This window comes from Kosakonia radicincitans DSM 16656, assembly GCF_000280495.2.
GTDB lineage: Bacteria > Pseudomonadota > Gammaproteobacteria > Enterobacterales > Enterobacteriaceae > Kosakonia > Kosakonia radicincitans.
The window spans coordinates 5,796,808-5,817,639 of sequence record NZ_CP018016.1; the positions used below are offsets into that span (position 1 = coordinate 5,796,808).

At 52.5% G+C, this 20,832-nt stretch carries 19 protein-coding genes; 8 read left to right on the forward strand and 11 right to left on the reverse strand.

Annotation, left to right across the window (positions count from 1 at the left end; all coding sequences use genetic code 11):
• Positions 1-291 precede the first annotated feature (291 nt).
• On the reverse strand, positions 292-2,400 hold the full coding sequence (locus Y71_RS27900) for a right-handed parallel beta-helix repeat-containing protein (protein ID WP_007369377.1): 2,109 nt from the start codon (positions 2,398-2,400) through the stop codon (positions 292-294).
• A 344-nt stretch (positions 2,401-2,744) separates the two neighbouring features.
• On the opposite strand from Y71_RS27900, the gene glmU reads away from it, so the two are divergent.
• The 7 genes from glmU (at position 2,745) to phoU (ending at position 11,056) form a co-directional block, all read left to right on the forward strand.
• On the forward strand, positions 2,745-4,115 hold the full coding sequence (gene glmU, locus Y71_RS27905; protein ID WP_007369380.1) for a bifunctional UDP-N-acetylglucosamine diphosphorylase/glucosamine-1-phosphate N-acetyltransferase GlmU: 1,371 nt from the start codon (positions 2,745-2,747) through the stop codon (positions 4,113-4,115).
• A 179-nt stretch (positions 4,116-4,294) separates the two neighbouring features.
• Positions 4,295-6,124 (forward strand): glutamine--fructose-6-phosphate transaminase (isomerizing), encoded by a 1,830-nt coding sequence (glmS, locus tag Y71_RS27910; protein WP_007369381.1) that lies wholly within the window; start codon positions 4,295-4,297, stop codon positions 6,122-6,124.
• Positions 6,125-6,427: 303 nt separating this feature from the next.
• Complete coding sequence (gene pstS, locus Y71_RS27915; protein WP_007369383.1) at positions 6,428-7,468, forward strand: phosphate ABC transporter substrate-binding protein PstS; 1,041 nt, start codon at positions 6,428-6,430, stop codon at positions 7,466-7,468.
• A 123-nt stretch (positions 7,469-7,591) separates the two neighbouring features.
• Positions 7,592-8,551, forward strand: coding sequence for a phosphate ABC transporter permease PstC (pstC, locus tag Y71_RS27920; protein ID WP_007369384.1), 960 nt, complete (start codon positions 7,592-7,594; stop codon positions 8,549-8,551).
• Positions 8,551-9,441 (forward strand): phosphate ABC transporter permease PstA, encoded by an 891-nt coding sequence (pstA, locus tag Y71_RS27925; protein WP_007369385.1) that lies wholly within the window; start codon positions 8,551-8,553, stop codon positions 9,439-9,441. Before pstC ends, pstA begins: the two co-directional genes overlap by 1 nt.
• 46 nt (positions 9,442-9,487) lie before the next feature.
• Positions 9,488-10,261, forward strand: a complete 774-nt coding sequence (gene pstB / locus Y71_RS27930; protein ID WP_007369386.1) for a phosphate ABC transporter ATP-binding protein PstB — start codon at positions 9,488-9,490, stop codon at positions 10,259-10,261.
• A gap of 69 nt (positions 10,262-10,330) precedes the next feature.
• On the forward strand, positions 10,331-11,056 hold the full coding sequence (gene phoU / locus Y71_RS27935) for a phosphate signaling complex protein PhoU (protein ID WP_007369387.1): 726 nt from the start codon (positions 10,331-10,333) through the stop codon (positions 11,054-11,056).
• 44 nt (positions 11,057-11,100) lie between these two features.
• Here phoU and Y71_RS27940 read toward each other — a convergent pair whose 3' ends face one another.
• From Y71_RS27940 to yieH, 3 genes are read right to left on the reverse strand one after another with little or no spacing between them, the layout of a single operon-like run.
• The gene (locus tag Y71_RS27940) at positions 11,101-11,997 is read right to left on the reverse strand and encodes an ADP-ribosylglycohydrolase family protein (RefSeq protein ID WP_007369388.1); all 897 of its coding nucleotides are present in this window, start codon (positions 11,995-11,997) and stop codon (positions 11,101-11,103) included.
• A 27-nt stretch (positions 11,998-12,024) separates the two neighbouring features.
• Positions 12,025-12,612, reverse strand: coding sequence for a PF03691 family colicin E2 tolerance protein CbrC (gene cbrC / locus Y71_RS27945; protein ID WP_035886833.1), 588 nt, complete (start codon positions 12,610-12,612; stop codon positions 12,025-12,027).
• A gap of 26 nt (positions 12,613-12,638) precedes the next feature.
• Positions 12,639-13,304, reverse strand: a complete 666-nt coding sequence (gene yieH, locus Y71_RS27950) for a 6-phosphogluconate phosphatase (RefSeq protein ID WP_007369390.1) — start codon at positions 13,302-13,304, stop codon at positions 12,639-12,641.
• 167 nt (positions 13,305-13,471) lie between these two features.
• Here yieH and Y71_RS27955 point away from each other — a divergent pair, with 167 nt between their 5' ends.
• Positions 13,472-14,809 carry an NCS2 family permease gene (locus tag Y71_RS27955; RefSeq protein ID WP_007369391.1) on the forward strand — a complete coding sequence of 446 codons (1,338 nt, stop codon included), beginning with the start codon at positions 13,472-13,474 and terminating at the stop codon, positions 14,807-14,809.
• 37 nt (positions 14,810-14,846) lie between these two features.
• On the opposite strand, the gene Y71_RS27960 is transcribed toward Y71_RS27955, so the two are convergent.
• From Y71_RS27960 to rpmH, 7 genes are all read right to left on the reverse strand, one after another.
• Positions 14,847-15,413 (reverse strand): NADPH-dependent FMN reductase, encoded by a 567-nt coding sequence (locus Y71_RS27960; protein ID WP_007369392.1) that lies wholly within the window; start codon positions 15,411-15,413, stop codon positions 14,847-14,849.
• A gap of 20 nt (positions 15,414-15,433) precedes the next feature.
• Entirely contained in the window at positions 15,434-16,177 is a 744-nt protein-coding gene (locus tag Y71_RS27965) for a 4'-phosphopantetheinyl transferase family protein (RefSeq protein ID WP_007369393.1), read from the reverse strand.
• Between the two features lie 197 nt (positions 16,178-16,374).
• The gene (mnmE, locus tag Y71_RS27970) at positions 16,375-17,739 is read right to left on the reverse strand and encodes a tRNA uridine-5-carboxymethylaminomethyl(34) synthesis GTPase MnmE (RefSeq protein WP_007369394.1); all 1,365 of its coding nucleotides are present in this window, start codon (positions 17,737-17,739) and stop codon (positions 16,375-16,377) included.
• A 102-nt stretch (positions 17,740-17,841) separates the two neighbouring features.
• The gene (gene yidC, locus Y71_RS27975) at positions 17,842-19,488 is read right to left on the reverse strand and encodes a membrane protein insertase YidC (protein WP_007369395.1); all 1,647 of its coding nucleotides are present in this window, start codon (positions 19,486-19,488) and stop codon (positions 17,842-17,844) included.
• A 2-nt stretch (positions 19,489-19,490) separates the two neighbouring features.
• Positions 19,491-19,748, reverse strand: coding sequence for a membrane protein insertion efficiency factor YidD (gene yidD / locus Y71_RS27980; RefSeq protein ID WP_071531959.1), 258 nt, complete (start codon positions 19,746-19,748; stop codon positions 19,491-19,493).
• Positions 19,712-20,071 (reverse strand): ribonuclease P protein component, encoded by a 360-nt coding sequence (rnpA, locus tag Y71_RS27985; RefSeq protein WP_035886831.1) that lies wholly within the window; start codon positions 20,069-20,071, stop codon positions 19,712-19,714. The genes yidD and rnpA overlap by 37 nt, the downstream gene beginning before the upstream one ends.
• A 16-nt stretch (positions 20,072-20,087) precedes the next feature.
• Positions 20,088-20,228, reverse strand: a complete 141-nt coding sequence (gene rpmH / locus Y71_RS27990; protein WP_000831330.1) for a 50S ribosomal protein L34 — start codon at positions 20,226-20,228, stop codon at positions 20,088-20,090.
• Between the last annotated feature and the right edge of the window lie 604 nt (positions 20,229-20,832).

Genomic DNA, 20,832 nt, shown 5'->3' on the forward strand with positions numbered 1-20,832 from the left:
TTTTATGGCTGCGTTTCAGAAAAATCAGAACTGAAAATGCGTTTTATTATTTTGTGATGTGAGTCACAAAAATGTTGATCGGTTAAAAAATGAGGGGTAGACTTCTTTTTGTGATGTAAATCACAAAAAAACACTCTCACTTATCAGGACGCCATCATGAAACTGATCAATAAAATCATCGCTCTTTTCAGCAACATGAACATCTCTTTCGGTACGTTCAACCACTAATGTGCTGATACGCTGAGTGGCGCCGCGCTTACCGTTGTGTGATAAGCGAAGCGCCATCTGGCATCACTGGCTGAGTTGCACCAGATACGGTTTACTATCCAGTTCTTTTTGCGCCAGATTTACGCTTTTACCGCCGACGATAAAGTAGTTCGTCGCATCCACATTCCCCACCACTGAATCATCATATTTCCCCGGCTTACTGCGCACAGATATGTTGCCGCTAAACACGCCTTGCGTTGACGCATCGCCATACGGGGCCGGACGAAAGATGAAATTAAAGCGTTGGTTATCGACAGCAATATTGTTTTCAACCCGCAGTTTCCCCGGATTGAAGTTATCGGTAAAACCATCCAGATGATTACCTATCGCCTTACTGTTACGAACCTGATGCGCGACCGGTTGCCCTTCGCCCCCCAGTTTGAAACCGTTACTGGTATTGTTGCTGGCAATAGAATCCTCGATCACCACAACGCCATTTGCGCCATCCTCGATTTTGTTAAACAGGTCAAAACCATCATCAATATTGTCATGTGAATAGCAGCGTTTCAGGTGATTGCCTTCGCCAACGCGCATCTTCACGGCAAAACCATCAGCGTTAATTTTCCCCGGATCTTCATTACCCCAGGATTCCGAATCGACAACGAGGTTGTTGCTCGCCCACAGGGCGCGGCCCACTTTTTCCGGCGATGAAATCTGAATACCGGTATCGTCATTACGCCAGGCGACCACTTTTTCGATGACGTTATGGCTGCCCTGAATACGCAAGCTTTTCTCGGTCACTTCTATACCTTTAATGTGCCAGTAGCTGGCGTCAATCAGCAAGCCGTGGATCACGGCTTTTCCATCCGCTTGCAGGATTTTCTGTTTATCGCGCACTCCACTGGCGGAAAGAGGGATCTCCGTTTGTGCATAATCCCCGGCCTGCAACACAATTTTGCCGCCTGGCGGCAGTAAGCGAATCGCGCTGGTCAGATCCAGAGGGGATGCAGCCGTACCTTTACCTTCGCTTTTACCCTGGGGGGCGACATACAACGTTGCTGCTGTCGGGCCGGCAATTTTCTCTACCTTAATCTGCTGGCTGACAGGCGTATTGTCGCTGGCGCTGGTGGGCATAAATGTCACTGCAAACGTGGCATTGCCACTCAGTGTGGCGGGCAGGGTATACATTTCCCCCGCTTTAACCGGTTTTTCATTACCGATCACCACTTCGTCCTGCCGGGTACTGAACAGGCCATCATAATTGGCTCGTGCCTGTAATGTGTATTTGTCGCTGCTGCTTTGCGCAGGAGAGGCAATTTGCACCACGACTGGTAGCGGTTTAGCCTGCCAGGGTTTTGTCACAGCGGTATGCGCCGTTGAAGTGGTCAACGAAGCATCGCTGATGGTGATTTTGGCATTACGCGAGGCAAAGAAACCGACGTAATAATGATCCTTATCCTGTATGGAGATAAGATCTGCGCGCGGTACGCTGCGGCTAACCCATTGGTCGCTGCCTTGCGGCGCCCAGGCCGTGATAAAACCGTCGTTGGTGCGCTCCAGTTTCAGGCGAAAGGTCGGCGTCTGGCGCAGATCAATCTCTTCCTGATAGCTCTGTTTCACTATTGCCGCACCAGCATTACCCCAGGGCTGCGTGATCCCTTCACGGGAGATCGCCTGCATCTTCACGCGAAAATTGTCTTTTTTATCCTGCGTCATGATGGCATTCATCACCATATTCGACGCCGCAGGAAACTCCTCATAACCTTCTTTAAGCGGCTGCTGACGCGGATTGCCAATCACGTCACGCACCAGCAATCCGGCACCCTCCTGTGCCGCGGGTTTCGCGCCGTTTTCCGGGCCGAACTGCTCAACGGTCACGGTGGCCTGTAAAACGAAGTTTTCACTGCCAGGCAAAGTGGTATAAAAGAACGTCAGGCCGTCATGAGCGTTGGCGATTTTACCGCCTCGGCTTTCGAGGGTAACGGGCCTGGAGAGATCGGCACTGTCCGTTACGGAGAGTTTTTTGCCGTCAATGGTGACATCATTCACGCCAATCTTTTCCTGCAGAACATTCGATGAAAAGTTCACGTCGGTCGATTGGCCAAAAGCGATTGCTTTCCAGACTGTTGCTGATGATGGAAAAGCGATAAGCGAGCTGCAAACCGTTAAAGCCAGAGGTATTTTATAATTCATTTTATTCTCCTGATTGATTATTGCCCGCCATTATCTTCAAGATGAAACGCTGTTTCTTTTTTATGCGTCACAATCTCCAATGATCAAAACGACGTTTTGTTTTTGCACGATCTTTATTCAGGATGAAAAAAAACAGCTAACCCATTGTATGAATTAGCGGCAAACAGAAATGGAGATATTTTTTAGCGGCAAACCTGGTTGCTTTGTCGGTAAAATAGCCCGCAAAAGCGCAGTAACTGTGGATGTTGGGCGTTTCACCAGCATTCCATTTCATGCTACAAAATATGTAGAATTTTCAATATGAAAGAGGTTAACTTCTTTCTCCAATGACAGTCAGGACGCGTATGTTGAATACAAAAATGAGTGTGGTGATCCTTGCCGCAGGTAAAGGCACACGCATGTACTCCGATATTCCCAAAGTGCTGCATACCCTTGCAGGGAAAGCGATGGTTCAGCATGTCATTGATACTGCTAATCTTCTCGGCGCCGATAATGTTCATCTGGTTTATGGCCACGGTGGCGATTTGCTCAAACAACATCTCGCTGATATCAAGCTTAACTGGGTCCTGCAGGCAGAACAGTTGGGCACCGGCCATGCGATGCAGCAGGCTGCGCCGTTCTTTGCAGACGATGAAGATATTTTGATGCTCTACAGCGATGTGCCGCTGATCTCGCTGGAGACGTTGCAGCGTCTGCGCGATGCGAAACCGCAGGGCGGCATCGGTCTGTTAACGGTGGTGCTCGACGACCCGACGGGTTACGGGCGTATCACGCGTGAAAACGGCGCGGTGACAGGCATTGTTGAACAGAAAGATGCCACTGAAGAACAGCGTAAGATCACGGAGATCAACACCGGCATTCTGATTGCCAACGGCGGCGATCTGAAACGCTGGTTGAGCAAACTGACTAACAATAATGCGCAGGGTGAATATTACATCACGGATATCATCAGCCTTGCCTGGCATGAAGGCCGTGAGATTACTGCCGTGCATCCGCAGCGCCTGAGCGAAGTAGAAGGTGTGAATAACCGACTTCAGCTATCCCGGCTGGAGCGTGCGTATCAGGCTGAACAGGCTGAAAAGCTGCTGCTGGCTGGTGTTATGCTGCGCGATCCTGCGCGCTTCGACCTGCGCGGTACGCTGGAGCACGGGCGGGATGTTGAGATCGATGCTAACGTCATCATTGAAGGCAACGTAAAACTGGGCGATCGTGTGAAGATTGGCGCAGGTTGCGTGCTGAAAAACAGCGACATCGGCGACGACTGCGAAATCAGCCCCTACAGCGTGGTGGAAGATGCGCGTCTCGAAGCTGATTGCACTATCGGGCCATTTGCGCGTTTGCGTCCTGGCGCTGAACTGCTTGCCGGTGCGCACGTGGGCAACTTCGTGGAAATGAAAAAAGCGCGTCTGGGCAAAGGCTCGAAAGCGGGCCATCTGACTTACCTGGGCGATGCGGAAATCGGCGACAACGTGAATGTTGGCGCGGGTGTTATCACCTGTAATTACGATGGTGCAAACAAGCACAAAACCATTATTGGCGATGATGTGTTTGTTGGTTCCGATACACAGCTGGTGGCGCCGGTTACGGTTGCCAAAGGTGCGACTATCGCCGCCGGAACTACAGTAACGCGCAATGTTGCGGAAAATGAACTGGTTATCAGCCGTGTACCGCAAATCAATAAACAAGGCTGGATACGTCCGGTTAAGAAGAAGTAGCCCGGATAAGCGCAGCGCCATCCGGCAATGTATTCATAATGAATTTAGGGTGAGGGGAAAGATAATTCCTCCGCCCGGCAGGCAGTACCTATAAAAATAACCCCACTCTCTACAAGGCTCGGGGCGATACAGGTTGACCGACAACAAAAGGCATAACGCCTAAATCGGAATCGAAAAATATGTGTGGAATTGTTGGCGCAGTCGCGCAACGTGATGTTGCAGAAATCCTTCTCGAGGGATTACGTCGTCTGGAATACCGTGGCTATGACTCTGCTGGTCTGGCCGTTGTAGATGCAGAAGGTCATATGACCCGTCTGCGTCGTCTTGGTAAAGTCCAGATGCTGGCCCAGGCCGCAGAAGAGCATCCGCTGCATGGTGGAACTGGTATTGCTCACACCCGTTGGGCAACACACGGTGAACCGTCAGAAGGTAACGCGCATCCGCATGTTTCTGATCATATTGCGGTTGTACATAACGGTATTATTGAAAACTACGAGCCGCTGCGGGAAGTGTTAAAAGAGCGTGGCTATGTATTTGTTTCGGAAACGGATACCGAGGTTATCGCACATCTCGTTCACTGGGAGCTTGAGCAGGGCGGCACGCTGCGTGAAGCGGTTATGCGCGCTATCCCGCAATTACGTGGCGCTTATGGCACAGTGATTATGGATACCCGTGACAGCGGTACTCTGCTGGCGGCACGCTCTGGCAGCCCGCTGGTTATCGGTCTTGGCATGGGGGAAAACTTTATTGCCTCCGATCAGCTGGCGTTACTGCCGGTAACGCGTCGCTTTATCTTCCTTGAAGAGGGCGATATTGCGGAAGTGACTCGCCGCAGCGTGACCGTGTTTGATAAATCCGGCGCGCAGGTAAAACGGCCTGATATCGAATCCAGCCTGCAATATGACGCGGGCGATAAAGGTATCTACCGTCACTACATGCAAAAAGAGATCTACGAACAGCCGAACGCGATTAAAAATACGCTGACCGGCCGTATCAACCACGGTGAAGTGGATCTGAGCGAACTGGGTCCGAATGCCAACGCGCTATTATCGCAAGTTGAGCATATTCAGATCGTTGCCTGTGGCACCTCTTACAACTCCGGTATGGTTTCCCGTTACTGGTTTGAGGCGCTGGCTGGTGTGCCGTGTGATGTGGAAATCGCCTCGGAATTCCGTTACCGCAAATCTGCTGTGCGTCATAACAGCCTGATGATCACCCTGTCGCAATCCGGTGAAACGGCGGATACGCTGGCGGCGCTGCGCTTGTCCAAAGAGCTGGGTTATCTGGGGTCGCTGGCGATTTGTAACGTGCCGGGCTCCTCGCTGGTGCGTGAATCCGATCTGGCGATGATGACTAAAGCCGGTACTGAAATCGGTGTTGCCTCCACGAAAGCGTTCACCACTCAGCTTACCGTTCTGCTGATGCTGGTGGCGAAACTGAGCCGCCTGAAAGGGCTGGATGCGTCCATTGAGCACGATATCGTTCACGGTTTGCAGGCATTGCCGAGCCGTATTGAACAGATGCTGTCGCAGGATAAACGCATCGAAGCGCTGGCCGAAGATTTCTCCGACAAACACCATGCGTTGTTCCTGGGGCGTGGCGATCAGTATCCGATCGCGCTGGAAGGCGCGCTGAAACTGAAAGAGATCTCCTACATTCACGCCGAAGCCTATGCGGCAGGTGAGCTGAAGCATGGCCCGCTGGCGCTGATTGATGCGGATATGCCGGTGATTGTCGTTGCGCCTAACAACGAACTGCTGGAAAAACTGAAATCCAACATCGAAGAAGTGCGTGCCCGTGGCGGCGTACTGTATGTGTTCGCCGATCAGGATGCGGGTTTCACCAGCAACGACAATATGCACATTATTGATATGCCGCACGTCGAAGAGGTGATTGCACCGATTTTCTATACCGTGCCGCTGCAATTGCTGGCTTATCACGTTGCGCTGATAAAAGGCACCGATGTTGACCAGCCGCGTAACCTGGCGAAATCAGTAACGGTAGAGTAAACATTTACTGCCATAAAATGCGAAAGAGGTTGCCGGCGGGCAACCTCTTTTTTTTACTTTATTTTGTGAATTCTCATTCGTTTCAACTACTTTTTTATTGTCACAAAAATAAAATATGACTGAAATATTACTGTGATGTTTTTTATTAAGAGTTTGATTTTTATCTTTTTTATATCATGCGATAACGATATTTTTCCGCTGTCATCAAACAGTAACAATGATTGCATATAACTGTCATCAAAGTGTCCTATTTTGCTCGTCGTAGCCACTAAACAACGATTTACGATCCTTGCAGGAGACATTATGAACGTTATGCGTACCACTGTCGCAACTGTTGTCGCCGCGACCTTTTCTCTGAGTGCTTTTGCTGTTAATGCAGCAGCCAGCCTGACTGGTGCGGGTGCAACTTTCCCGGCGCCGGTGTATGCCAAGTGGGCTGATACTTACCAGAAAGAAACAGGTAACAAGATCAACTACCAGGGTATTGGTTCTTCTGGTGGCGTAAAACAAATTACTGCTAAAACTGTGGATTTCGGTGCATCCGATGCCCCTCTGGCTGACGATAAACTGGCTCAGGAAGGCCTGTTCCAGTTTCCGACCGTAATCGGCGGTATCGTGCTGGCTATCAACGTCCCGGGTATAAAATCCGGTGAGCTGGTGCTGGACGGTAAAACCCTGGGTGACATCTACCTGGGTAATATCAAAAAATGGGATGACGCAGCGATCGCTAAACTCAACCCAGGCCTGAAACTGCCTTCGCAGAACATCGCCGTAGTTCGCCGTGCTGACGGTTCCGGTACGTCATTCGTCTTCACCAACTACCTGGCAAAAGTGAACGAAGAGTGGAAATCGAAAGTCGGTTCTGGCTCTACCGTTAACTGGCCGACCGGTCTGGGCGGTAAAGGCAACGACGGAATCGCGGCATTCGTTCAGCGTCTTCCGGGTTCAATCGGTTATGTTGAATATGCTTACGCTAAGCAGAACAACCTGACCTACACCAAGCTGCTGTCTGCGGATGGTAAGGCTGTAAGCCCGACTGAGCAGAGCTTCTCCAATGCGGCTAAAAATATCGACTGGAGCAAATCCTTCGCGCAGGATCTGACCAACCAGAAAGGTGCTGACGTATGGCCGATCACCTCAACTACCTTTATCCTGGTACACAAAGAGCAGGCTAAGCCGGAGCAAGGTGCTGAAGTCCTGAAATTCTTTGACTGGGCCTATAAAAAAGGCGGCAAACAGGCTAACGACCTTGATTACGCAACCCTGCCGGATAGCGTAGTTGAACAAGTTCGTGCTGCATGGAAAACCAATGTGAAAGACAGCAGCGGTAAAGCACTGTACTAACAGCTGGTTTTTTTAGAACATGGCGGATGGCGCTTACACCATCCGCCTTACAGATCCTCTGTAGGCCTGGCCGCGTAAGCATCACCGGGCAAATTCGTAAGACGTTAAACTGAAGAGTAATTTATGGCTGCAACCAAGCCGGCATTTAATCCTCCGGGTAAAAAAGGTGACATGATTTTCAGCGCGCTGGTAAGACTGGCTGCGCTGATTGTGCTATTGCTGTTGAGTGGCATCATCGTGTCGCTGATTTTCTCCTCATGGCCAAGCATTCAGAAGTTTGGTTTTTCATTCCTGTGGACCAAAGAGTGGGATGCACCCAATGATATTTACGGTGCGCTGGTGCCCATTTACGGGACAATTGTTACCTCTGTCATCGCCTTGCTGATCGCCGTTCCGGTGAGTTTCGGCATTGCGCTGTTTCTGACGGAACTGTCGCCGAACTGGCTGAAGCGTCCACTGGGTATCGCCATTGAATTACTGGCTGCGATTCCAAGTATTGTGTACGGCATGTGGGGGCTGTTCATTTTTGCTCCGCTGTTCGCGACTTACTTTCAGGAACCGGTGGGCAACGTGCTTTCTAACATCCCGTTTGTTGGCGCACTGTTCTCTGGCCCGGCATTTGGTATTGGGATCCTGGCGGCCGGGGTTATTCTCGCCATTATGATTATTCCTTACATTGCGGCGGTAATGCGCGATGTATTCGAACAAACGCCGGTGATGATGAAAGAGTCGGCCTACGGCATTGGCTGCACCACCTGGGAAGTTATCTGGCGCATTGTGCTGCCATTTACCAAAAACGGGGTGATTGGCGGCGTGATGTTGGGTCTGGGGCGCGCACTGGGTGAAACCATGGCGGTGACCTTTATCATCGGTAACACCTACCAACTCGACAGCGCTTCGTTGTTTATGCCGGGTAACAGTATCACCTCTGCGCTGGCGAACGAATTTGCCGAAGCGGAGTCCGGCCTGCATGTTGCGGCATTGATGGAGTTGGGGCTGATTCTGTTTGTGATCACCTTTATCGTACTGGCTATATCTAAGTTTATGATCATGCGCCTGGCGAAAAATGAGGGGGCTCGCTGATGGCTACGCTCGAAATGCAAAGCATCACAAAGCTGGCTGAATCGCGCCGTAAAATGCAGGCTAAGCGCCGTCTGAAAAACCGCATTGCTCTGACATTATCAATGGCGACCATGGCGTTCGGTCTTTTCTGGCTGGTCTGGATCCTGTTGTCTACCGTAACGCGCGGCTTTGACGGTATGTCGCTGGCGCTGTTTACTGAAATGACGCCTCCACCAAATACGGCAGGAGGTGGTCTGGCGAACGCCCTGGCGGGTAGCGGCCTGCTTATCCTGTGGTCGACCATTGTCGGTACGCCGCTCGGCATCATGGCGGGGATTTACCTGGCGGAGTATGGCCGTAAATCGCTACTGGCCGAAGTTATCCGTTTTATCAACGACATTCTGCTTTCCGCGCCATCAATTGTGGTTGGCCTGTTCGTCTACACCATTGTCGTCGCACAGATGCAGCACTTCTCCGGCTGGGCGGGCGTGATTGCGCTGGCGCTGTTGCAGGTGCCAATTGTCATCCGCACCACGGAAAACATGCTGAAACTGGTGCCGGACAGCCTGCGCGAAGCGGCTTATGCGCTGGGTACACCGAAGTGGAAGATGATTGCTTCCATTACGCTGAAAGCGTCTGTTTCCGGGATTATGACCGGGGTGCTGCTGGCCGTGGCGCGTATCGCCGGGGAAACGGCACCACTGCTGTTTACCGCGCTCTCTAACCAGTTCTGGAGCACCGATATGATGCAGCCTATCGCTAACCTGCCGGTGACCATTTTCAAATTCGCCATGAGCCCGTTTGCCGAATGGCAGCAACTGGCCTGGGCCGGGGTGCTGATTATCACGCTCTGCGTACTGCTGCTGAATATTCTGGCGCGCGTCATTTTCGCGAAGAGTAAACACGGTTAATTTTTGCGACGCGGCGAAAGCGGCGTCGAGTTGAGGAAAGAGATAAATGAGTATGGTTGATACGACGCCGGGCAAAATTCAGGTTCGTGATTTGAACTTCTATTACGGCAAATTCCATGCACTGAAAAACATCAGCCTGGATATTGCCAAAAATCAGGTAACGGCGTTTATCGGGCCGTCAGGCTGCGGTAAATCCACGCTGCTGCGTACTTTTAACAAAATGTTTGAGCTCTACCCTGAGCAGCGAGCCGAAGGCGAGATCCTGCTGGATGGCGACAACATTCTTACCAATACGCAGGATATCGCGCTGCTGCGCGCGAAAGTGGGGATGGTATTCCAGAAACCAACGCCGTTCCCGATGTCGATTTACGACAACATCGCCTTTGGCGTGCGCCTGTTTGAAAAGCTGTCGCGTCCGGATATGGACGAGCGTGTACAGTGGGCTTTGACCAAGGCCGCATTATGGAACGAAACCAAGGATAAACTGCACCAGAGCGGATACTCTCTCTCCGGTGGTCAGCAGCAACGTCTGTGCATCGCCCGTGGTATCGCGATTCGCCCGGAAGTGCTGTTGCTCGATGAACCCTGTTCAGCCCTTGACCCGATCTCTACCGGTCGTATCGAAGAACTGATCACGGAACTGAAGCAGGATTACACCGTGGTTATTGTGACGCACAACATGCAGCAGGCTGCACGTTGTTCCGATCACACGGCGTTTATGTATCTCGGTGAGTTGATTGAGTTCAGCAACACAGATGATCTGTTCACGAAGCCGAAGAAGAAGCAAACGGAAGACTATATTACCGGGCGCTATGGTTGATTTGCTGCACCCTGAGGGTATAAGCGACCTTGTTACCACGTGAAATCTGTCGGGCATTTGGAGTGCACCATGGACAATCTCAACCTTAACAAACATATTTCCGGGCAGTTCAACGCTGAGCTGGAAAGTATCCGCACTCAGGTAATGACCATGGGTGGGATGGTGGAGCAGCAGCTTTCTGATGCGATCACCGCCATGCACAATCAGGACAGCGAGCTGGCCAGGCGCGTTGTTGAAGGCGACAAACAGGTTAATATGATGGAAGTCGCCATCGATGAAGCCTGCGTGCGCATCATTGCAAAACGCCAGCCAACGGCGAGCGATTTGCGTCTGGTGATGGCGATCATCAAAACAATTGCCGAGCTGGAACGTATTGGCGATGTGGCAGACAAAATCTGCCGTACTGCGCTGGAGAAGTTCTCTCAGCAGCACCAGCCGCTGCTGGTGAGCCTGGAATCGTTGGGCCGTCACACCGTGCAGATGCTGCATGATGTGCTGGACGCTTTCGCCCGTATGGATCTGGACGAAGCAGTGCGGATCTATCGCGAAGATAAAAAAGTGGATCAGGAGTACGAAGGCATCGTACGTCAGCTAATGACTTACATGATGGAAGATTCCCGCACCATTCCGAGCGTCCTGACCGCCCTGTTCTGTGCCCGTTCTATCGAACGTATCGGTGACCGCTGCCAGAATATCTGCGAATACATCTTCTACTTCGTGAAGGGACAAGATTTCCGTCATGTTGGCGGCGACGAGCTGGATAAACTGCTCGCCGGAAAAGATGTTAAAGAGTGATATAACGATAACCCCCTCGCTGTGAGGGGGTTTTTGTTGCAGGGTTATTTGGCCAGTAACTTTCTCGCCAGAGTATCAATATCCCCGTACTGCCACAGTTTTTCCTGCCACTGCTGCGGGATTCCATTAATACCGTAATACGCGCCAGCCAGTTGCCCGGCGATAGCGGCGGTGGTGTCCGCATCGTCACCGAGATTGGTGGCCAGCAGGATAGTTTCTTTAAAGTTTTTACCCTGCGCAAAGCACCACAATGCCGCTTCCAGACTCTGCACGCAGTAACCCGTACCGAAGATCTCCGCTCGCGTTTTCTTCAGGTAGTTCCCTTCAGCTATGCGACGCAGATTCTCCTGTTCCGGTAGCTGCGGGATAGCTGTCAGCGTTTCCCGCTTACTTTTACCGCTCAGGGCGTTCATCAGCATTTGTGCAAACAGGCGACAGCAGGCGAGCGCTTCTGGTGCTGCATGCGTGGTTCGCGATGAGGCTTCGGCATACTCCAGCGCCAATAACTCATCGGGGAAATACCACAGCACCACCGGCGCGAGGCGCATTAACGAACCGTTTCCTGCCGTTCTGGGATGGCTGGAACCGGCAAACGGATCGCCGTCATTCGCATATTTTTGCAATGCGTGTGCGACTGTCGTACCAATATCAAAACAGTGGCCGGTGGCGCTTAAGTAACCCCATTGCCACCAGTTCATATACCGGTTCATCTGATCCTTTGCATCAAACCCCTGGCGAGCGATCAGGCTTTCCGCAAGGCACAGCGCCATAGAGGTGTCGTCTGTCCATTGCCCCGCCTGCAGATGAAACGGCCCGCCTCCCACCATGTCGGTGATGGGCGGAAAGGAATCTTTTGCACTGAATTCCACCGCCGTGCCGACGGCATCACCGATGGCCAGGCCGAGCAAACAGCCCTGATAACGTTCGAGTAATTCCGACATCTGTTGTTCCTTATTCCGTGGAACTGCTCAGGAAAAATCCGCCCATAACCGTAATTTGCCGCAGTGTAAGCAGCGGAAGAGATATCCCTGGCAGTCGCCACCATCGAGCAGGTATTCCGGTAATTTCTCATAATCCATGCCGAAGGCATCGCAATCGGCCTGAATATCCACGAACTGGTCGAGTTTGTCAGCAATATCTTGCCAGCCAACGTAGCCGATAAACGCGCAGAAATCATTACAGTGCGCCAGCCAGTACTCCTGCTGCCAGCCACAATATCCCGGTGTTCTCTGAGTCAATTCCTGCAAACTGGCTTCCGGCCACGGATTTTTGAAACCGGTAAATTCACCCTCATCATCGAACAGGCTGTCCACACCTTCAATGCTGGACTTATCGTGAAAGCTGCCGCCAAATTTTTGCGCGGCGGAACCATCCGCGATGCACCACGGGCAAAGGGTATCGACATCCGCTGTGGTGTAAAACGGGTTGGTGTAATACACGTCCGTTAGCTGTTCACAGCAGGCGCAAGTCACAGTTTTTCTTTGTGAAAAGACGCCCGTGTCCAGGGGCTGAGGGTGGTACTTAAATACCGGGAGAGAACGGTTTGTCTGAGCCATAAAAACATCCTGTTTAGTGGTTTAGATTAACGCGTAACATGCCACCCACGCGCACGCCAGAGTTCCGGCAGCTGCGCTAAATCAGTGAACGTCGTCACTTTAGGGTGATCAATGGGTTTGTTATGCGGATCGGCGCAGAAGTAATACACTTCCATCCCTGCCGCGATTCCTGATTGTGCCCCAGCGGAGGAGTCGTCCACCAGAATACAGTTCACAGGATCAACATTCAGCGCTCTGGCTGCATGGTACATTAACGCCGGATCGGGCTTCCAGCGTTGGATGTCATAACCGCTAAACAGTTTTCCAGGAAAGTGATGTAGCATGCCTAATTTGCCCAATGAGTGTTGCATTTTGCTGACCGGGCCATTAGAAACCACACACATCGGTACACTCACTGCATCCAGCAATGCGTTCGCACCGGCAATTACTTCCAGTTCGCTGTCGAACAGGCGCGCCACTTCCGCACGATAAATGGGTTCAAGCGCCTCTTTCTCCAGGCTTACACCGCGCTCTCCGGCGATGACATCAATAATTTCGTATAACTTCATGCCTTTAAAGCGTTTAAAGACCTCTTCCAGAGCCAGTGTGATGCCAAAAGCCTGAAACATATGCACATAGGCGCGGGAACAAATAACTTCACTATCGACCAGGGTGCCGTCACAGTCGAAAAATATTGCATCAATGTGGGACATGCCATTTCCTGTTATTGCGAGTTTAACGTTTACTTAATGCAGATAGCGAAACGCAATCGTTGCCGTATAAGCAAATTCAATGAAAAAAAGTGTGTGATAACCGTCAATATTGTCTCATTTTGGTATAGGATAGCGACGAATTTTCCCCCCTATTCCGGAAATTGATAATGAGCCAACAACACACTACCCAGGCTTCGGGCCAGGGGTTGCTTGACCGCGTGTTTAAATTACGCGAGCACGGCACATCGGCACGCACCGAAGTGATCGCCGGTTTCACGACGTTTTTGACGATGGTGTATATCGTTTTTGTTAACCCCCAGATTCTGGGCGTCGCCGGGATGGATACCAGCGCAGTATTTGTGACCACCTGCCTGATTGCTGCGTTCGGCAGCATCCTGATGGGGCTGGTAGCTAACCTGCCGGTTGCGCTGGCACCGGCAATGGGTCTGAACGCCTTCTTTGCGTTTGTGGTTGTTGGCGCCATGGGGCTTTCCTGGCAGATCGGCATGGGCGCAATCTTCTGGGGCGCGGTGGGTCTGTTGCTGCTTACCTTGTTCCGCGTTCGTTACTGGATGATCGCCAATATTCCGGTCAGTCTGCGCGTGGGTATCACCAGCGGTATTGGGCTGTTTATTGGCATGATGGGGCTGAAAAACGCTGGCGTAATCGTGCCGAACAAAGAGACGCTGGTGAGCATCGGTAACCTGACTTCCCACAGCGTTCTGCTGGGCGTTCTTGGTTTCTTTATCATCACTATTCTGGCGTCGCGCAACATTCACGCCGCTGTGCTGGTGTCGATTGTTGTTACTACACTGCTGGGCTGGCTGCTGGGCGATGTGCAGTATCACGGTATTGTTTCTGCGCCGCCGAGCGTGGCAAGCGTTGTCGGTAATGTGGATCTGGCCGGTTCCTTTAATATTGGCCTGGCGGGTGTGATCTTCTCGTTTATGCTGGTGAACCTGTTTGACTCCTCCGGTACGCTGATCGGCGTGACCGATAAAGCCGGGCTGGTGGATGAAAGTGGTAAGTTCCCGCGCATGAAGCAGGCGCTGTTTGTCGACAGCGTCTCTTCGGTGACTGGTGCCTTTATCGGTACCTCTTCTGTTACCGCGTATATCGAGTCTTCTTCTGGTGTTTCTGTTGGCGGCCGTACCGGTCTGACTGCGGTGGTGGTTGGCCTGCTGTTCCTGCTGGTGATCTTCCTGTCGCCGTTAGCGGGTATGGTACCAGGCTATGCTGCTGCGGGTGCGCTGATCTATGTGGGCGTGCTGATGACATCCAGCCTGGCGCGTGTGAATTGGCATGATCTGACAGAAGCCGTGCCGGCGTTTATCACTGCGGTAATGATGCCGTTCAGCTTCTCGATTACCGAAGGTATCGCGCTGGGCTTTATCTCTTACTGCGTGATGAAAATCGGTACTGGCCGCCTGCGCGATCTCAGCCCATGCGTGATTGTGGTTGCGGTGCTGTTCCTGCTGAAAATCGTCTTTATCGACGCGCATTAATGCTTTTCCCCCTCTCGCGCTGCGGGAGGGGGTTCCATTACGGCTTAACGCGCTGAATATACTCGCCGAAAGCCGTAAGCTGGCCAGTCAGATGGTCAAGCGTGCTTTGATCAACCACTTCTCCCGTCTGCTGATCAACCTTGCTTTGAATCACCCCACCCATAAACTCCGGTTTGTTCATGACCATCGCATCAAGGAACACCAGGATCTGGCGCAGATGATACTGGCAACGCGCGCCGCCAATCGCGCCCATTGAGCTGGTCTGAATCAGCACCGGCTTACCCGCCAGCGGCTGCTCTGGTAAGCGAGACAGCCAGTCAATCGCATTCTTCAGGCCGCCCGGCACTGAGTAGTTATATTCCGGCGTCACAATCACCACGCCGTCAGCCGCACGGATATGTTCGGCAAGTTCCTGCACACTTTCCGGGAAACCTTCTTCTTGCTGAATATCGGCATCATACAGCGGGATATTGGCAATCGAAGGCAATGGCGTGATGTCCATGCCCGCTGGCGCAAGCTTAGGCAATGTGCGCGCGACCATGGCATTAAAAGAGCCTTTACGCAGGCTACCGAGCAGGGTCACAACCTTGAGTTCAACAGACATGATGACTCCTCATTATGGGATCAATTAAGGATCAGGGCTTTTTCTGCGGGCAAGCTGGTGAAACGCATTAACCGGGAGGCGGGATCGTTGGCGCGCGTTTGCACATCGGAGAGATAACGCCACCCTGTACGGCTATCGAATTCCCATATTTTCAGGCTTTCGATGGCCGGAGATACCGCTACAGACCAGATCAGCACATCTTCTGCATCAGACATCACTTCAACCCGCGTTAGCGGCGTCAGACGCAGACGTCCGGAGCCAGGCAACAGTTGCAGCAGGCCTTGATCATCGTGCATTTGATGGATCAATTTCATTGCACTCTGGCGCAGCGTGACAAGTTGAGTTTGCGCTTCGTTGGGATCGTTTTGGTTATTGATCCACAGCAGTTCATTATTGCTGAAAAGGGGCTTCTGCGCGTGCACACTGTGAAAACTGCGCGTAGCGCGCTGCAACTCCATATCCAGACCGCATTCGCCTTCAGTCGTAATGGCGACACCCACCATATTCCCGGCATAGGCCAGCGAAAAGTGCGGCAGCCTCACGTCGGCAAACTTCGGCTTGCCGCTGGATTCAATGACTATCTCTGGCAGTTCGCTGGTGCCATACAGCATAAACATCATTTCAGCGAGTAATGCACGGGAAGCAAGAAAACGTGTGCGGCGATGCTCAGGAAGCTGGCGAGCCGTATCGTGACAGGACACCGGTAGTCGCGTGGAGACAAGATGCCCTTCGGAAATTATCCCTCGTGCAAAATGCGTAGCCATTTTTCTCTCCGTGATAATGGTCTGAATGAATCGAATCGATAGTGAATATTATCGCCCATAGTCCATAGGTTTTAATGCGGAAATTGGTTTCTGAAAAGTCCTGGCGGGGATATTTACACTTTGTTTGGCCAATCCCGCACTTTACGAGGCTTCGTCGTTATAACAGGAACGGCCATTTTTATGGCCGTTCGGTACGATTACTTACCAATACAGAAGCTGGAGAAGATACGGCCCAGCAAATCATCGGAGGTAAATTCGCCGGTGATCTCACTCAGGTTCTGCTGCGCGAGGCGCAGCTCTTCGGCCAGCAACTCACCTGCCCAGGCACCCAGCAGTTGCGCTTTACCCTGTTGCAGATGCTCTGCGGCCGCTTCAAGCGCCTGTAAGTGCCGGCGACGCGCCAGGAAACCGCCTTCCATGCTGGTGTCAAACCCCATACTCTGCTTGAGATGCTGACGCAGCACGTCAACGCCTTCGCCGGTACGCGCGGAGAGACGCACAAGTGAGTGATTGTTCACATCGCTGATACCCAGCGGCTCGCCGGTAACATCCGCTTTATTGCGTACCACGGTGATCGGTAATCTGGCGGGCAGACGGGCAATAAAGTCCGGCCAGATTTCTGCCGGATCAACCGCATCGGTGGTGGTGCCATCAACCATAAACAGCACGCGATCGGCCTGCTCAATCTCCTGCCAGGCGCGTTCGATACCGATACGTTCCACTTCGTCGCTGGCTTCGCGCAAACCGGCGGTATCGATAATGTGCAGCGGCATACCGTCGATATGTATGTGCTCGCGCAATACGTCGCGCGTGGTGCCTGCAATATCCGTCACAATAGCGGCTTCACGCCCGGCCAGCGCGTTCAACAGGCTCGATTTCCCTGCATTTGGGCGACCAGCAATGACCACTTTCATTCCTTCACGTAACAGGCTTCCCTGACGCGCTTCAGCTCGTACCGCGTCCAAATCGGCGATAACGTCGTTCAACTGGGCTTCGATTTTGCCGTCTGAAAGGAAGTCGATCTCTTCATCCGGGAAGTCGATAGCCGCTTCCACATAGATTCGCAGGTGAGTAAGTGCTTCCACAAGGTGGTTAACACGGGCAGAGAAAGCGCCCTGCAACGAGTTCAGTGCGGAGCGCGCGGCCTGTTCGGAACTGGCGTCAATTAAATCGGCAATCGCTTCAGCCTGCGCCAGATCGAGCTTATCGTTAAGGAACGCACGCTCGGAGAACTCGCCCGGCCGGGCAATGCGCAGCCCCGGTAAGGTCAGTATGCGTTTTAACAGCAGGTCGAGGATCACCGGGCCGCCGTGCCCTTGTAGCTCCAGTACATCTTCACCGGTAAAGGAGTTCGGGCCCGGGAACCACAGCGCAATGCCTTGATCCAGCGCGCTGCCATCAGCGTCCTGGAATGGCAGATAGTCGGCATAACGCGGTTTCGGCAGCTTGCCCAGCACCGCCTGCGCCACGTCTCGCGCTTTTACGCCCGAAATACGCAGGATCCCCACCCCACCGCGTCCCGGTGGGGTGGCCTGTGCGACGATAGTGTCGTTATGGCTCATGGTATGTTTTCCGAAATCTCAAAATAAAAAAGGCGGTCAACTGACCGCCCTTTGTTTGTTGTTCCTTTTGCCGGGTGGCGCTTCGCTTACCCGGCTCGCGTATCAGGAGCTTTTCTTCTGGCGGCTATGCAGACCGCGCTTCTCCAGACCACGGTAAATCAGCTGCTGCTGAATGATGGTCACCAGGTTGCTGACGATATAGTACAGCACCAGACCTGACGGGAACCACAGGAAGAACACCGTGAAGATGACCGGCATAAAGGTCATGATCTTCTGCTGCATCGGGTCGGTCACGGTGGTCGGCGACATCTTCTGGATGAAGAACATCGTTACGCCCATCAGGATCGGCAGGATGTAGTACGGGTCCTGTGCAGACAAGTCATGGATCCACAGTGCGAACGGCGCATGGCGCAGTTCAACGGAACCCATCAGCATGTAATACAGCGCCAGGAAGATAGGCATCTGAATAATCAGCGGGAAGCAGCCGCCCAGCGGGTTCACTTTCTCCGCTTTGTACAGCGCCATCATCTCCTGACTCATACGCTGTTTGTCGTCACCCAGACGCTCGCGCATGGCCTGAATCTTCGGTTGCAGCATGCGCATTTTCGCCATGGAGGTGTACTGCGCTTTGGTCAGCGGGTACATGATGCCACGAACGATGAAGGTGATTGCGATGATGGAGAAGCCCCAGTTACCCAGGAAGCTGTGGATCCACTTCAGCAGTTTGAACAGCGGCTGAGAGATAAACCACAACCAGCCGTAATCCACGGTCAGATCCAGGTGCGGCGCCGCCGCAGCCATTTTGTCCTGAATTTCCGGGCCGACCCACAGGGTGCTGTTCAGCGCGGTAGTCTGACCCGGCTGCACCAGTACCGGCTGGGATTTATAACCGATAGCGGCTACGCCATTGCCCAGGTTGCTGGTATAGAAGTTATTCGCACCTTCGTTACGAGGGATCCATGCGGTAGCGAAATACTGCTGCAGCATCGCAACCCAACCGCCATTGGAGCTGACGTTCAGGTTTTCGTTATCGGCGATGGTGTCGAATTTGTATTTTTCATACTTCGCGTCAGGCGTGGAATACGCCGCACCGCGGAAGGTATGCAGCGCAAAGTTGCTGCTGCCGGTATCGCGGTGAGAAGGCAAATTGATGGATTGCTTCAGCTGACCAAACGTTGCTACTTCCAACGGTTTATCACCGGCGTTTTGCACACTGTAGCCTACGTTCACCGCATATTCGCCGCGTTTCAGCGTGAAGGTTTTGGTGAAGGTATTGCCAGCCGCGTCGGTGTAAGTCAGCGGGATCGCCAGTTCGTTCTGACCATCAGCCAGCACAAACGCATCTTTTTCTACGTTATACAGTGGGCGCGGGCCGTTAGCCGGATTATCCGGGCCGTCACGACCGGTCAGGCCGCTTTGTGCCTGATAGATAAACTGCGGCGTAGTTTCCAGTAACTGGAACGGCTCATTGGAGCCCAACTCTTTCGGGTATGTCGGAAGCAGTGCCTGCTCAACATCACCACCACGGGTGTTGATGGTCAGCTCAAGCACATCGGTTTTCACCGTGATCAGTTTCCCCTGGCCACTGGCTGGTACGCCCTGGTCGGCTGCGCTACCCGCTGCGGTGGTCGTAGTCTGCGTGGTCTGCTGCTGCGCCGGAGGAGGATTTTTATCCTTCTCCCACGTTTGCCAGATCATGAAAGACACGAACAACAAAGCGATGATAAAAAGATTGCGTTGCGAATCCATCGTTAGTGTTCTCTGGTTTTAGAAGGTCCTGGCGGGACGGGATCGTCGCCACCCGGGTGTAAAGGGTGGCATTTTAATACGCGTTTCATTGTCAACCAACTGCCTTTTAACATACCAAACCTGCGCAATGCCTCAATTCCATATTGCGAACAGGTGGGGGTGAAACGGCAGTGCGGCCCAAGTAGCGGACTAATCAGGCGTTGATAGACCCTAATCAGGGCTATCAGGACCCGTGAGCCAGGCGACAATGGCGGCGCCATAATTTTTCCAACGCTTCCGAGAGAGCACGGTTATCGAGGTCGGCAACCCCCTTCTTCGCCACCACCACGAAATCCATTGCTGGCAATTCATGCTGGCGTAAACGGAAACTTTCACGCGTCAGACGTTTAATCCGATTGCGTTCATGGGCGCGTTTAACATTTTTCTTGGCGACGGTCAGACCGATACGGGGATGCCCCAGCGAATTCAGGCGGCCGAGGATGGTGATTTGCGGCGTGCCAGCCCGTTGTGGCTGCTGGAAGACGAAAGTGAAATGAGTGGGAGTTAACAAACGTAACTCCCTGGGAAAAGCGAGCTTAACCACTCAGGGGTTAGCTTTATTACTTGGAAACGGTCAGACGTGCGCGGCCTTTAGCGCGACGACGAGCCAGAACCTGGCGACCATTTTTAGTAGCCATACGAGCACGGAAGCCGTGAGAACGGTTGCGCTTCAGTACAGACGGTTGAAAAGTGCGTTTCATGGCGGTTTCTACCTAAACTTGAATAAATTCACTGACTTTTGCGTATGCCTGAACGGATATCGAACGACAGGCGCGCAAGCCATGGGTAATTAAAGAGGCCGGATTGTAATAATTGTACACTCCAGAGTCAATTCTCTTTCCTTATAGCGCACGTATTTTCGCACATAATCGCGCAAAAAATAAGCTGCATTCGACGCCTGAAAACGAGCAAGACGCGCCGGGGGCAGAATTATACGGGGCAAACGGCAAAGCGCAAGGATCCTCCAGGATCTTCATTAGATCGTTTAAGCAAGAAATCATCATTACTCATTAAATTTTCCAATATGCGGACTAAAACGTCCCGCACGCCTGCGCGGATCGATTACACTTAGCCGGTTCCGAATTGCCCTGTGGATAAATCATAAAGAATCTGTGAGAAACAGAAGATCTCTGCGGCGGTTTACGCTATGATCCGCGGTCCCGATCGCGATCCAGGATCGTTCTTAGGGCACAAACCGTAGATAGCGGTTCGCACGTCACCCGGTTGGGTCTTATCGATGTGCGTCAAAAAACTTTAATGTTTCTGTCTTTTTATTTATCGATTTTCGTTCGAGTGGAGTCCGCC

Coding starts and splice junctions, on each gene's coding strand:
- Y71_RS27900 (WP_007369377.1), bottom strand. CDS start 2,400: ATGAATTATAAAATACCTCTGGCTTTAACGGTTTGCAGCTCGCTTATC.
- glmU (WP_007369380.1), top strand. CDS start 2,745: ATGTTGAATACAAAAATGAGTGTGGTGATCCTTGCCGCAGGTAAAGGC.
- glmS (WP_007369381.1), top strand. CDS start 4,295: ATGTGTGGAATTGTTGGCGCAGTCGCGCAACGTGATGTTGCAGAAATC.
- pstS (WP_007369383.1), top strand. CDS start 6,428: ATGAACGTTATGCGTACCACTGTCGCAACTGTTGTCGCCGCGACCTTT.
- pstC (WP_007369384.1), top strand. CDS start 7,592: ATGGCTGCAACCAAGCCGGCATTTAATCCTCCGGGTAAAAAAGGTGAC.
- pstA (WP_007369385.1), top strand. CDS start 8,551: ATGGCTACGCTCGAAATGCAAAGCATCACAAAGCTGGCTGAATCGCGC.
- pstB (WP_007369386.1), top strand. CDS start 9,488: ATGAGTATGGTTGATACGACGCCGGGCAAAATTCAGGTTCGTGATTTG.
- phoU (WP_007369387.1), top strand. CDS start 10,331: ATGGACAATCTCAACCTTAACAAACATATTTCCGGGCAGTTCAACGCT.
- Y71_RS27940 (WP_007369388.1), bottom strand. CDS start 11,997: ATGTCGGAATTACTCGAACGTTATCAGGGCTGTTTGCTCGGCCTGGCC.
- cbrC (WP_035886833.1), bottom strand. CDS start 12,612: ATGGCTCAGACAAACCGTTCTCTCCCGGTATTTAAGTACCACCCTCAG.
- yieH (WP_007369390.1), bottom strand. CDS start 13,304: ATGTCCCACATTGATGCAATATTTTTCGACTGTGACGGCACCCTGGTC.
- Y71_RS27955 (WP_007369391.1), top strand. CDS start 13,472: ATGAGCCAACAACACACTACCCAGGCTTCGGGCCAGGGGTTGCTTGAC.
- Y71_RS27960 (WP_007369392.1), bottom strand. CDS start 15,413: ATGTCTGTTGAACTCAAGGTTGTGACCCTGCTCGGTAGCCTGCGTAAA.
- Y71_RS27965 (WP_007369393.1), bottom strand. CDS start 16,177: ATGGCTACGCATTTTGCACGAGGGATAATTTCCGAAGGGCATCTTGTC.
- mnmE (WP_007369394.1), bottom strand. CDS start 17,739: ATGAGCCATAACGACACTATCGTCGCACAGGCCACCCCACCGGGACGC.
- yidC (WP_007369395.1), bottom strand. CDS start 19,488: ATGGATTCGCAACGCAATCTTTTTATCATCGCTTTGTTGTTCGTGTCT.
- yidD (WP_071531959.1), bottom strand. CDS start 19,748: ATGGCGCCGCCATTGTCGCCTGGCTCACGGGTCCTGATAGCCCTGATT.
- rpmH (WP_000831330.1), bottom strand. CDS start 20,228: ATGAAACGCACTTTTCAACCGTCTGTACTGAAGCGCAACCGTTCTCAC.